The 12,507-nt window shown below is 63.0% G+C and carries 8 protein-coding genes; 6 read left to right on the top strand and 2 right to left on the bottom strand.

Annotated elements, in window-relative coordinates; all coding sequences use genetic code 11:
• Position 1: 1 nt before the first annotated feature.
• Positions 2 to 700 (top strand): hypothetical protein, encoded by a 699-nt coding sequence (locus tag DXC67_RS08280; protein ID WP_117638038.1) that lies wholly within the window; start codon positions 2 to 4, stop codon positions 698 to 700.
• Between the two features lie 174 nt (positions 701 to 874).
• On the opposite strand, the gene DXC67_RS08275 is transcribed toward DXC67_RS08280, so the two are convergent.
• Positions 875 to 3,175 carry an LTA synthase family protein gene (locus tag DXC67_RS08275; RefSeq protein WP_117638037.1) on the bottom strand — a complete coding sequence of 767 codons (2,301 nt, stop codon included), beginning with the start codon at positions 3,173 to 3,175 and terminating at the stop codon, positions 875 to 877.
• A 213-nt stretch (positions 3,176 to 3,388) separates the two neighbouring features.
• Between DXC67_RS08275 and DXC67_RS08270 the strand changes: the two genes are divergently transcribed.
• From DXC67_RS08270 to DXC67_RS08255, 4 genes are all read left to right on the top strand, one after another.
• Positions 3,389 to 4,261: a nitroreductase family protein gene (locus tag DXC67_RS08270; protein WP_117638036.1), complete on the top strand. Its 873-nt coding sequence runs from the start codon at positions 3,389 to 3,391 to the stop codon at positions 4,259 to 4,261.
• Positions 4,262 to 4,420: 159 nt separating this feature from the next.
• Entirely contained in the window at positions 4,421 to 6,448 is a 2,028-nt protein-coding gene (locus DXC67_RS08265) for a KUP/HAK/KT family potassium transporter (RefSeq protein ID WP_117638035.1), read from the top strand.
• Between the two features lie 136 nt (positions 6,449 to 6,584).
• A complete protein-coding gene (locus tag DXC67_RS08260) occupies positions 6,585 to 8,210 on the top strand; it encodes an ATP-binding protein (protein WP_117638034.1) in 1,626 nt (541 codons plus the stop codon).
• A gap of 4 nt (positions 8,211 to 8,214) precedes the next feature.
• Positions 8,215 to 8,928 (top strand): response regulator, encoded by a 714-nt coding sequence (locus tag DXC67_RS08255; RefSeq protein ID WP_117638033.1) that lies wholly within the window; start codon positions 8,215 to 8,217, stop codon positions 8,926 to 8,928.
• Between the two features lie 94 nt (positions 8,929 to 9,022).
• Here DXC67_RS08255 and rlmKL read toward each other — a convergent pair whose 3' ends face one another.
• Positions 9,023 to 11,590 carry a bifunctional 23S rRNA (guanine(2069)-N(7))-methyltransferase RlmK/23S rRNA (guanine(2445)-N(2))-methyltransferase RlmL gene (gene rlmKL / locus DXC67_RS08250; protein ID WP_117638032.1) on the bottom strand — a complete coding sequence of 856 codons (2,568 nt, stop codon included), beginning with the start codon at positions 11,588 to 11,590 and terminating at the stop codon, positions 9,023 to 9,025.
• Positions 11,591 to 11,665: 75 nt separating this feature from the next.
• Here rlmKL and DXC67_RS08245 point away from each other — a divergent pair, with 75 nt between their 5' ends.
• A complete protein-coding gene (locus DXC67_RS08245) occupies positions 11,666 to 12,493 on the top strand; it encodes an HAD-IIB family hydrolase (RefSeq protein ID WP_158551324.1) in 828 nt (275 codons plus the stop codon).
• The last annotated feature ends 14 nt before the right edge of the window (positions 12,494 to 12,507 follow it).

Below are 12,507 nucleotides of genomic sequence, written 5' to 3'. Positions count from 1 at the left end.
TATGGCGTTCTCGATTCGCAAAGGTGTTGCGCGCTCCTTGCGTTGCATGGTCGCGGCCATTTTTTGCATGGTCGCGCTCGCCGTTCCTGCCCGCGCGTTTGCCGATACTCCCGCGATTGTCTATGACGGAAATGCGCGCCAGCTGACGGTCTCGGGGGAGACGGGCGCCTTGGGGGAGCCCGATCTGTTTCCAGCCTTTAAAGATCTAATGCCTGGCGATGTGCGCGAGCAACAGATTGAGGTTCGTGCCACGGGTGTAAAGTCCCAGGTACGCGTGTTTGTGCGGGCCGTTGTCGATCGCGAGACGGCACGCCTGTTGTCGCCCATTACCCTAACGGCGTCGGCGGGCGATGGCTCTGCAGGTTGGCTCCAGACAGGAACACCGGGCAGCGCGTTCGCTTATCCCACGCAAATCGCCACGTTTACGAGCGATGGCAGCACGGTGCTTAATTTGCAGCTAAACGTTCCGACATCGGTGGGCAACGAGGTTGCCGACGCAAACAAGACCATTCGCTGGGAGATTACCGCCGAGGACGATGGCGAGAAGATTCCCGTGCAGTCTGCTGACAGCAAGAAGCCCGGCTTGCTTGGTCTGGCGGCAACGGGCGACAACACGCTCACGTTGCTTTTGGTGTTGCTGACACTTGCAATCATCGCATTTATAGCCGCACTTCTTTTGTCCCGGAGGGATAAGCGCTAGGTTCATCTTCTAAACGCAACGCCCTCCCGGGCGGCGGGCACGAAGTTCCCTGCTCTACAGTCCTGCGCAAGACGAAGGCCACATTAAGTGGCCTTCTTTGCGTGCGGAACTCGCGATGAACCTTATATGCCTCCGCCCGGACAGACGTTTCAGTTATGAACTCGCAGCTAGTCGCTATTTGATCTTGGTCGTACCCGGCGCCAGGTTGGGGTCGGTCTCGTTGGCCTCGGTCTGGAAGTGCTCGGTATACACGTTCTTGCCGTCGCGGAACATCTCGTAGTACTGCATCTTGGCGTAATCCTCGCGCGCCTTGGTGGCGGCTGCGGCAGCGGCGTCGTCACCGGTGACGTTGGAGGAGAGCGCCCAGCGCAGGCTGGCGTCCTCGTAGCCGACGGAGTTGATGGCGGGCAGCGAGTCGCGCAATGTCATATGCGCCTTCTGGTAGTCGGTCAGCGGTGCGCCGATCAGCTGCATCAGCTGGGTGGACAGGTAGTTGGTGGACAGGTCGTCGACCTCACTCGTCTGGTCGCAACCGGCAACGTCGTAGTTGGCCCAGATGATGTAGTCGGTCTGCCACAGACGTTCCTGGTGTGTGGCGTCGTCCTCGCCGGTAAACCACTTGTCATTGAACTTGGACGGGAAGAACGGCTGATGGTCGCCCCAGAACACCACGACCACCTTACGGTCGAGCTTGCTCAGGGCGTTGAGGAAGTAGCGCAGCGCCTGATCGGACTGCTCGATGCACGAGACATACTCGTCGACATCGGAGAGCGTGCCGTCCTCGACGGTCTTGGCGTCCAGGTCGGTCGTGTCGATGTTCAGGTGCATCTGCTTGTCGACCGGCAGCAGGCCCGTGTCGTAGCCCGAGTGGTTCTGCATGGTCACGTCGAAGATGAACTGCGGGTCGGCGTTCTGGTCGAGCAGCTCAAGAATCTTGTCGTAGGTTGCCTGGTCGGTCACCATGCCGCGCAGGGTATCGGCGCCCTGGAAATCGTTGATGGACAGGAACTGGTCAAAGCCAAAGTCCTTATAGACGTTCTCGCGGTTCCAGTTGGTCGCGTGGTTGGGGTGCATGGCCGTGGTGGAATAGCCGAGCGATTTGAACTGCTCTGCCAGGTTCCCGGTCGTTTCCATGTTGTAGATGGTGTAGGGATACACGCCCGAGCCCAGGTTGGCCATGGAGTTGCCGGTCATAAACTCAAACTCGGTATTGGCGGTACCGCCGCCGTAGGCGCTTACATAGAGCTTGCCGCGGCTGAGGCAGTTGGACAGGTTCTTAAAGTACTGCGGGCCCTCGTAGCCGGCGCGCATGTTCTGGTAGATGGACAGGTCCGAGAACGTCTCGTTCATGATGGCGATGACCGTGGGCTTCTCGCTGTCGAACTGCTCCTTTGCGGCGGTGCGCTCGTCGCTCTTGGCGGCGTCGGACTTGTCGTAGGCCTTGGCGTACTTTTTGAGCGTGGCCTTGGCATCGTCGACGGAGTAGTCGGCGGGTTTGGGCGGCTTGATGGACTGCGCCGCACTAATAAAGGCAGGCAGGTAGCCCTCGCGCCAGTAGCTCTCGAGCGGGCGCCAGGTGTAGACGGTGATGCCGAGAGTGTTGTAGTAGTCGATAAGCGTGACGTGCGCGGTCACGCCGCCCAGGCACAGCACGGCCACGAGCAGGTTGGTGAGCAGCATGCGCTTGGCGTTGGCGGCACCCTTCTGACGGTGCGGTGCCACCAGGCCGGCGTACTCGCACAGCAGCATGGCGATGGCGGTAAAGCCCATGGACAGCACGCAGAACAGCGAGATGGAGAAGGTGTAGCCGTTGCCGGCGACCGCGGCGGCGGTGGAGATGGCCGAAAGGTCGCCCGGCTGGATGGGCATGGATTTAAACGTGATGACGAAGAACTCGGCAATGCCCAGGACAAAGAGGGCAAAGGCCAGGACCGCGGGAGCTGCGCCGTGGCGCTGGAATAGGAAGAACAGGCCGGTCATGAGCACGGTGATGATGGCCCACTCGAGCAGGATGCACAGGGGGTAGACCCAGGTAAAGTCGTGGTTGGACGAGACCTCCATGCCCAGCAGCGCAAAGACGCCGGCGAGCAGCAGGCACAAGACGGCGGCGACGAGCGGTTTGCCCACAAAGGCGCCGCGCAGGCGGGCGAGCTTGCCAGTGGGGGCGGGAGCGTCGGCCGAGGCGAACGCAAAGACGCGCGGGGCGATGCGGTCGCGGGCGATGCTGGCCCAAGCGCATCCGGTGAGAATGGCGTTGGTCAGGATGAGCATCACAAAGGCGAGCGGCTCGTTTTGAGCGACGAGGCCAATGGCGCCCCAAATGGTCAAAAAGAGCTGGAACAGGCCGAAGGCGACGCTCCACCCAAGAGCGCTTTTGGCAACGGTGCCCGACTTTGCGCAAATGGCCTTGGCCTCGCGCAAGACAAGGTAGACGGTCGCCGCAAGACCGACGAGCGAGATGGCGGCAGCGAACATGCTGAGACTCCTCACAAACTAAAACCTACGAAAGCGGGGATTTACCCGATTGTTACCAAGATATGCGCAGCAATTGGTGGCTGCGCACACCAACCAGCCATATTAACGCGCGCGTGTGGCGGTGTGGCGCAATGTAGTGGCGACCTGCGCGATAATGGACGGGAATTACACGGAAACGTAAAGGCTTCTTAAAGAAATGGCGAGGGTAGGGCGATGAGCGAGCAGGTTTGCGAGGCGGACATGGGCGGCGACGGAGCTGCGGGCGTGGATACGTACGGCTATCCGGTCGAGACTACGGGCAACGCGGTACTGGACATTTTGGAGCACCGCTCGTCCACGCGCGCTTTTGCGCGCGATGACGACGGCCGTCCCGTGGCGGTGGCCGACGAGCAGCGGGCGGCGATCTTGCATGCGGCGAGTCGCGCGCCGTCGGCGGGCGCCATGATGATGTATTCCATCGTGAGCATTCGCGAGCAGGCTACGCTGGACCGTCTGGCCGACCTGTGCGATCACCAGCCCATGATCGCCAAGGCGCCCTGGGCACTTATATTTGTGGTCGATTATGCCAAGTGGATCGATCTGTTTGAGCACGTGGGCTGCTTTGAACCCGAGTTTGTCGGGCGCACGGGCAAGGCGCCCCGCCGCGCGCCGGGTTTGGGCGACTTTGCCATCGCGGCGCAGGATGCTGTGATCGCCGCTCAAAACGCCGTGGTCGCCGCCGAGGCCTTGGGGCTGGGGAGCTGCTACATCGGTGATATCGTCGAGAATGCCGAGGAAGTTGCCGGGCTACTCGATCTGCCGCCCTATACCATGCCGCTATCGATGCTCATCATCGGCACGCCCCGCAAGGAGCGCCCGGCAATCGCGCATCCCGTGGTGAACCTGGTGCACGAGGAGCACTACCGCCGCGCCGACGCCGAGACGATGGATGCGCAGGTGGCCGAGATGGATGCGATGTTTCGCCCGCACGCCCGCGAGGTGGGCGAGCGCGTCGTCGACATCTACACCCGTAAGCACACGAGCCCCTTTATGGCCGAGATGAGCCGCTCTATGGAGTGGTGGTTCAAAAACTGGCTCGGAAAATGACGAATGTGACAAAGGGGGCGTCCCTTTGTCACATTCCATATCGCCGCGGTGGCCTAAAGGCCGCATAAATGTTTATCTAGCTGGGAAAACGGTGCCATTAAAATATGGGCTGATTACATATAATCCCGTCGAACGTTAAAATTGGGAGGAAACCGGCTTATGGAACAAAAGGCAAAGGAAGTAGCCTCGCACGCTGCGATTCCTGTGAGCATCTCGGCGATGCTCGTCACGCTGGGCGTGGTGTATGGCGATATCGGCACCAGCCCCATGTATGTAACCAAGGCGCTCGTTGCCGGCAACGGCGGCATCGGAAGCGTCACGCAGGAGTTCGTGCTCGGCGCGCTCTCCCTTGTCGTGTGGACGGTCACGCTGCTGACGACCGTCAAGTACGTGCTGATCTCGCTGCGCGCCGACAACCACGGCGAGGGCGGCATCTTTGCCCTGTACAGCCTGGTCAAGCGCTGCGGCAAGTGGCTCATCATCCCCGCCATGCTGGGCGGCGCGGCGCTCCTCGCCGACGGCATCCTGACGCCTGCCGTTACCGTCACCACGGCCATCGAGGGCCTGCGCACCATCCCGGCGGTCCATGCCGTGCTCGGTGACGACCAGGGTCGTGTCGTCGCCATCACGCTTGCCATCATCATCGCGCTCTTCTTGGTGCAGCGCATCGGCACGGCCAAGATCGGTCACGCCTTCGGCCCCATCATGACGCTGTGGTTTTTGTTCCTGGGCGGCACGGGCCTGTTCTTTGTCTGCCAGTATCCCGCGGTGCTGCTGTGCCTCAACCCGTTGCGTGGCATCGCTTTTCTGCTGAGCCCCAACAACCATGCGGGCATCATGATTCTGGGCAGCTGCTTCCTTGCCACCACCGGTGCCGAGGCGCTCTACTCCGACATGGGCCATGTGGGCCGCGGCAACATCTACGCCACCTGGCCGTTCGTTAAGTGCTGCCTGCTGCTGTCCTACATGGGCCAGGGCGCGTGGCTTATCAACAACGCCGGCAACCCGGAGCTCATGGGTATCGCCGACCTCAACCCCTTCTACCAGATGCTCGCCCCGGGTCTGCGCCCCTTTGCCGTCGGCCTTTCCACCGTCGCGGCCATCATCGCCTCGCAGGCGCTCATCACCGGCGCATTCTCGCTGGTGTCCGAGGCCAGCCGCCTGGACCTCATGCCGCATATGCAGGTCTTCTATCCTGCCGAGACCAAGGGCCAGCTCTACATCCCCATGGTCAACAACGTCATGCTCGTGGGCTGCGTCGTCGTGGTGCTGCTGTTCCAGAACTCGGCGCACATGGAGGCCGCGTACGGCCTGGCCATTACCCTGACCATGATGTGCACGACAATGCTGCTCTTCTTCTATCTGCACGTGGAGCGCAATCTCAAGGTCGCGCCGTGGATCTTTGCTGCCTTCTTCCTTTTGCTCGAGGGTTTCTTCTTTGTGAGCTCGCTCACCAAGTTCTTCCACGGCGGCTACTTCACCATCCTTATGGCTGCACTCATCATGGGCATTATGGTGTGCTGGTACAACGGCACGGCGGTCGAGCAGCGCCAGTTTACGCTGCTGCCGCTGCGCAGCTATCTGCCGCAGCTCAAACGCCTGCGCGACGACGATCGCTACGAGCTCATGAGCGACAACATCGTGTACCTGACCAAGGACACCAACACCGACTATATCGACCGCGATATCGTCTACTCGATTTTGGATAAGCACCCCAAGCGCGCTCGTGCCTGGTGGTTCGTGAATGTCGAGACCATGGAGGAGCCGCATACCTTTGCCTACTCGGTCGAGACGTTCGGCACCGACTACGTGTTCCGCGTGCATCTGTATCTGGGCTACAAGATCAACCAGCGCGTCAATGCTTACCTGCGTCAGGTTGTTCAGGATCTGGCTGCCAGCGGCGAGCTGCCGGCGCAGACGCATGACTACTCGGTCTACAAGGACCCGGGCAACATCGGTACGTTTAAGTTCGTCATGATCCGCAAGCTGCTGGCGCCCGAAAGCGACGTGGAGCCCAGCGAGCGTACGGCCATCACGCTCAAGTACATCATCCGCCGCGCCGCCGGCACGCCTGCGCGCTGGTACGGCCTGGAGAACTCCAACGTGAGCTTTGAGTACGTGCCGCTGTTCACCAAGTTTAAGGCCGTGAGCAAGATGCAGCGCCTGGCTCCCGACGAGCGTCCGTAGTCGACGTCTGCTGTTTGTCTAGCGACCGCAGGCTGCAAAGGCTATACACTTGAAACCACCACAAGGAGGCCACCACCGCAAAGGTGCCAGTCCCCTTTGTGGTGGTTTTTGTTTTTGAGAGAGGGGCGGGGCGCTGATGGACGTCCGTGCGGACGGCGATATTGCCGAGAACTTTTGGTGGCGGCGTACAACGCTGACGCGTCGCAGTCCTCTGTATGACGCCTGCGTATCGGCGGGGCTGCTAGCCGCGGCGACGATTGTGGGCGCGCTGCTCGACCATCCGGGGCTCGCGCCGAGCATCATGATCGTCTATGTGTTTGCCGTGCAGCTGTGCGCTTTCTTTACCTGGAGCCGCCTGTACTGCCTGCTGAGCTCGGCTGCCGCCGTGGCGCTCTACAACTTCTTGTTTGTCGACCCGCGCTACGCGCTGTCGTTTATCGACCGCGTCTATCCCGGCATGTTCTTTATCATGTTTGCGGTCTCGCTCGTATCGAGCTCGATCGCGCTGGCCCTGCGCCGCGCCTTGGCGCAGGCCGCCGCCAGCGACCGTCGCACGCAGATGGTGCTCGAAACCAACCGCATGCTGCAGCGGTGTGGCGATCAGCAACAGATTGTGCACGCTATGGCAACGCAGCTGGCGCGTCTTTCGGACTGTCCGGTCGTGTGGTATAGCGCCGATGCCGATAACGATGACCTGCTGCCGCGCACGACGTACACGGCCGTGGGCGATGCCGCGCCGGTACACCAGCTGGCGCCGCAGATGCCGCCGCGGCTCTCGGCGTCCGCCTATGTGGGAACGCCGCTCGATGCCACCTATGGCGCCTCGGCGTTCTACGGCATATACCTGACCGTGCGCTCGGGCGACACCATGGTGCGCGCGGGCGATCCCGCCTCGGTGGTGGGGGTGTTCGCCATTGTCGCCGAGCCCGATGCGCTGACGCCCGAGGAGCGGACGCTTGCCGATGCCATCGTGAGCGAAGGCGAGCTGGCGCTCGATCGCGCCCGCGCCATGGAGGCTCGCGAGGAAGCGGCGGTGCTCGCCAAAAACGAACAGCTGCGTGCCAACTTGCTGCGCTCCATCTCGCACGACCTGCGTACGCCGCTCACCAGTATTTCGGGTAATGCCGACGTGTTGCTCGACCAGGGCTCGACCGGCACGGCCGTGCTCGACGACCAGACACGCCGCGGCATGCTCCTATCCATTCGCTCGGACGCGCAATGGCTCAACGCTACCGTCGAGAATCTGCTCGCCATCACCAAGCTCGAGGGCGGCGGTATGCACCTGTCGACCACGCTCGAGCTTATGGACGATATCGTCGAGGAGGCGTTGCGCCACGTAAACCCGGCCGTGCACGAGCACGACCTCAAGGTGGTGGCGTGCGACGAGCCGGCGCTTGTCAACGTCGACGCGCGCCTGATGGTGCAGCTGGTGGTCAACCTGGTGAACAATGCCATCACCTATACGCCCTCGGATTCGCATATCGTGATCTCGATTGGCGTCGACGACGGATGCGTGGCGTGCTCGGTGGCCGATGACGGCCCGGGCATTGCGCCCGAGGACCGCGAGCGCATCTTTGAGTCGTTCTACACCGCCAACCATGGTCTGGCCGATAGCCAGCGCAGCGTGGGTCTGGGGCTTTCGCTTTGCCGCTCCATTGCGCTGGCACATGGCGGTAGCATAGGGGTTGCCGCGGCGGCCCCGCACGGCTCGGTCTTTACGATTGAGCTTCCCGCCGCCGACGTTTCGTTTGATAAGGAGTAGCGCTGTGCCGAACTCTGCCGTAAAACCGCTCATCTTGGTTGTTGAGGACGACCCCGCCGTCCGCAACCTTATCGTCGCCGCGCTCGAGGCGCACGGCTTGCGCCATATGGCCGTGGAGACCGCCCATGCCGCCATCGCCGCCGCCTCGTCGCAGGCGCCGAGCATTGTGCTGCTCGACCTGGGCCTGCCCGATATGGACGGCGTCAAGGTGGTGGAGTCGGTGCGCGCGTGGTCGGGCATGCCGATTATCGTGGTCTCGGCGCGCAGCGAGGATGCGGACAAGATCCGTGCGCTCGATGCCGGCGCCGACGACTATCTGACCAAGCCGTTTTCGGTCGAGGAGCTGCTCGCGCGCATCCGCACGACGCTCAGACGCCTTTCGTATGCGCAGACGGGCGGCGTTGCCTCTGCGGGATCGTTCGATACCGGCGAGCTGCATATCGATTTTGATGCCGGCATCGCCACGATGGATGGCGAGGAACTACATCTGACGCCGATCGAGTACAAGCTTTTGTGCCTGCTGGCGCACAACGCCGACAAGGTGCTGACGCACCAGTTTATCCTGCACGAGATTTGGGGCACGGCAACCAAGAGCGACCTGGCGAGCCTGCGTGTCTTTATGGGCACGTTGCGTAAGAAGATCGAGTCCGACCCCGCGCATCCGCGTTACATCCAAACCCATGTAGGCATTGGCTACCGCCTAGTCACCCAAGGCTAGATCGCCAACCACCATCCCAATATGAGTTGCGGTGGAATACGGTCTAAATTTGCCTAATTCCAGGCAAAACAGTCCGTATTCCACCGCAACTTTGTTATCTGCCCTTAGGCTTGCTGGCGTAGAATTTCTTCTTTTTGGGCTTGCCGGCGGGGGAGGGTTTGCCGGCAAAGTTGGACTTGCCGTTGCCGGCCTGCGCGTGCGCGGGTACTGCCGCACGGGGCTTGCGGGCCTCGGGGTTGCGCAGCTCCTCGGTTCGCTCGGCAATTTCCTCGGCGCTAAAGCCGACCTCGGCCATGGCGTCCTCGATGGGCAGGCGGCGCACGATATAGCAATGGTGCACCTTCTGGTTGCGTGCGAAGTCCTCGGGGATGGTCTGCGCCGTAATGTCCTCCAGCACCACGCCCGCGCGTGCGAGCTTGCGTGTCTCGGGGCGGAAGCCTCGCAGGTTGCAGCTAAAGATGGCATGGCCGCCCTGTGCGAGCAGGCGCGATACGCCGGCCAACAGCTCAACATGGTCGCGCTGGACATCCCAGGTGCGGCGGCCCATCTTGGACGAGTTCGAGAACGTGGGCGGATCGACAAAAATCAGGTCCCAGCGGTTGCGCGTCTGGCGCTGGTCGCGAATCCAGGCGAGCACGTCGTCGCGCACAAAGTGATGCTGCGGACCCACAAAGCCGTTCTGGCGCATGTTGCGCTCGGCCCAGTCCAGATAGGTGTTGGAGAGGTCGACTGTCACGGTCTCCTCGACGCCGCCATCGGCCGCGTAGCAGGTGGCGGTGCCGGTGTAGGCAAACAGGTTGAGGAAGCGACGCGCCTGCTTGGCGTGCTCGCGCACCAGGTTGCGGGTGACGCGGTGGTCCAAGAAAATGCCCACGTCCAGGTAGTCGTCAAAGTTGACGGCAAAGGTAAGGCCGCCCTCCTCGATGAGCGGCAGACGGCGGCGCGCGATGTTGGCGCGCTCGCCCGATCCGCCCTTGCCGGCGCCCTGCTTGCCGTACTGCGAGCCGCCACGCGAACGCATGCGGGCCTTGGCGTGCACATGCTCGGCGGGAACATCTAGGATACGCGGCGCGATGGCCAGAATGTCGAGCATACGGGCCTGGGCCAGTGCGGGGTCGATGGTCTTGGGCGCGGCGTATTCGGCGATGACGAGCCAGCGGCCCGGCGTCTGCGGGCAACCCTCGTACAGGTCGATAGCGGCGGAGTAGTCGGGCAGGTCGGCATCGTAGACGCGGTAGCAGCTCACGCCCTCGCGCCTGGCCCACTTGCGGCGCAGACGGGCATTCTTGCGCAGGCGGTTGGCGAACTGCTCGGACTCGGGGATGAGCACGGGCAGCGGCTTGCCGTCGCCCAGGTCGAGCATGGCGGCAGGCTCGGGCATGGCGGAAGCGGCGGCTTCATCGTTGACTTCGTTGGCATCCGCAGCCTCGGCCTCGGCATCCGCACTGGTCGCAGCCTCAAACGCTGCGGCGGCGTGGTCGAGCGAAGGCCAGACTTCGACGGTCGCCTCTTCGTTGTTGGGCATGACGGCGATCGAGCGCTCGGGCTCGGTGTGGAGCGCGCGGGCCAGCAATCCGTCGCGGGTGAGCGCGGCGACCGGCGCCGCGGCAAGCTCGGGCGCGCGGCGCAACTCGCCGATGAGCGTCATGGTGTCATGCATGAGCGAAAGCGGTGTCTCGGTCGTATCCGCGACCACGGCGGCGCCGGCGACAGCGCCCGCGTGGTCCAGTACGGTGGCGGACTTGGCGGCGCAAAAATCGACAAAGCGCTTGTAGCCGGCACATTTAACCATGCGCTCAGCGGTCTTGCGGGCGGCGGGGTCAACATCCACGGCCACGATGCGCGCCTGGCGCTCGCGCGCTGCCGCCTCGCGCTCGCGCGCCTCGGCAAGCAGCTGCTCCCACAGGGCGGCATCGTGCAGCTGCCAGCCCTCAAAGCCCCAGCGCTCGCGTGTGGCGCCCGGGGCGCGGTCGGTCAGAATGTTCACGGCCTCCAGCAGCAGACCGCCGCCGGCGCACGAGGCATCGATCAGCGTGGGAAGGGCTTCGTTCTCGTAATCGTCGGCCGTCAGCTCGCGCTCGCATAGTGCGGTCCAGCCGACCTGCGCCAGCACCAGGGCGGCGTAGTCGGGGCGCAACACGTGTGCGCCCTCGCCGGCACGAGTCGCAGCGGGCGGCAGGCGTTTGAACAGCGGGTCGCCCGAAAGGTCCAGGCTTATGCTCGCGCGGCGCTGACGCAGCGAAAGCAGTAGGTGAACATCGGGGTCGGCGGCATCGACGTCGGCGCGACGGCCCGTGGTCTCGGCCAGACGGTCGCACAGCGCGTCCTTGGCGCGCAGGGCCGAGAAGCGCGCGTTGCGCAGCTGCTCGGTCACGCCGCGGGCGGTGATGGCGATGGTGGCGCCGGGGCGGACGATGCTTTCCCAGGCGATGTCGTAAACGCCGTCGTACAACTCATCGGCATCCTGCGCCTCAAAGCGCCCAAGCACTACAAACACGCGGCTGGCCAGGCGCGACCACAGACAGGCGCGGTAGCCTTCTTCGAGCTCGCCCTCAAACGTAGCGCGGCCTTTCAGGCGGCGGACATGCGAAAGCCCGAGGCGTTTAAGCTCATCGGCGAGTGCGGACTCAAAGCCCTCGGGGCAGCTTGCGTAAAATTCCATGGGTGACCTCTCTGGTTGCGTCGCTCCATTATATGATGGATGCTTCGTTTGCCCTTATCCTCGAAAGGAACCCATATGATTGATGCGTGCCCCGAATCCGCTGTGCTCTTTTTTGACGTGGACGGCACGCTAACGTCGTTCGATCCCGACAGCATGACCGATAAGGACTTCTCGGCGGTGCGTCCCTCGCAGGCGGTCATCGAGGCGTTTCATCGCCTGCGCGATGCGGGGCACAAGGCGTTTATCTGCACGGGTCGTCCCTTGTGGCTGATTGCGGACAGCCTGCGCGCGCTCGACCCTGCGGGTGTCGTGGCCATGGCGGGCGCCACGCTCGAGGTCGAGGGGCGTGTGGTGCACGAGGATTGCATTGACGGGGGCATTGTCGAGGAGCTTGCGCGTCGCATTGTTGCGGCAGGGTTCGAGGCCTTTTTCGAGGCCAACGAGGCAACCTTTGCGCTGGAGCCTGCGGGCGTTGAACAATCGTCTTTGATCGGCACCGCTGTGGTGCATAGCGCCGAAGAAATGCGCATCGACGGTCATCTGCGTGTGGGCAAGGTGTGCCTCAACGCGCCCGGCTTGGCTCGCGTGGCCAACGACGACGGCTTTATCGATCGCAACTTTGAGCTGTGCAATACCGGCGGCCAGAATCGCGAGCTGAGCCCCAAGGGTATCGACAAGGGCGTGGGCGTGGCACGTGCGCTGGAGTATCTGGGCCGCACGGGCAACGAGCGCACCTTTGGCTTTGGCGATTCGGGCAACGACCTGGGCATGCTTGCCGCCGTCGAGACGGCTGTCGCCATGGGCAACGCCATGCCCGAGGTCAAGGCGGTCGCCGACTACGTGACCGACGATGTCGCACACGACGGTACCGTCACAGCGATGCAGCATTTTGGGTTGATTTAATAAATGGCCGGGTC

It is taken from the genome of Collinsella sp. TF07-1 (assembly GCF_003437235.1).
Classification (GTDB): domain Bacteria; phylum Actinomycetota; class Coriobacteriia; order Coriobacteriales; family Coriobacteriaceae; genus Collinsella.
Note: the sequence above shows the minus strand (reverse complement) of the source record. Positions and strands in the feature narration are given on the sequence as shown.

Bases quoted from the DNA above. Each gene is read 5' to 3' on its own strand.
- DXC67_RS08280 (WP_117638038.1), top strand. From the start codon at position 2: ATGGCGTTCTCGATTCGCAAAGGTGTTGCGCGCTCCTTGCGTTGCATG.
- DXC67_RS08275 (WP_117638037.1), bottom strand. From the start codon at position 3,175: ATGTTCGCTGCCGCCATCTCGCTCGTCGGTCTTGCGGCGACCGTCTAC.
- DXC67_RS08270 (WP_117638036.1), top strand. From the start codon at position 3,389: ATGAGCGAGCAGGTTTGCGAGGCGGACATGGGCGGCGACGGAGCTGCG.
- DXC67_RS08265 (WP_117638035.1), top strand. From the start codon at position 4,421: ATGGAACAAAAGGCAAAGGAAGTAGCCTCGCACGCTGCGATTCCTGTG.
- DXC67_RS08260 (WP_117638034.1), top strand. From the start codon at position 6,585: ATGGACGTCCGTGCGGACGGCGATATTGCCGAGAACTTTTGGTGGCGG.
- rlmKL (WP_117638032.1), bottom strand. From the start codon at position 11,590: ATGGAATTTTACGCAAGCTGCCCCGAGGGCTTTGAGTCCGCACTCGCC.
- DXC67_RS08245 (WP_158551324.1), top strand. From the start codon at position 11,666: ATGATTGATGCGTGCCCCGAATCCGCTGTGCTCTTTTTTGACGTGGAC.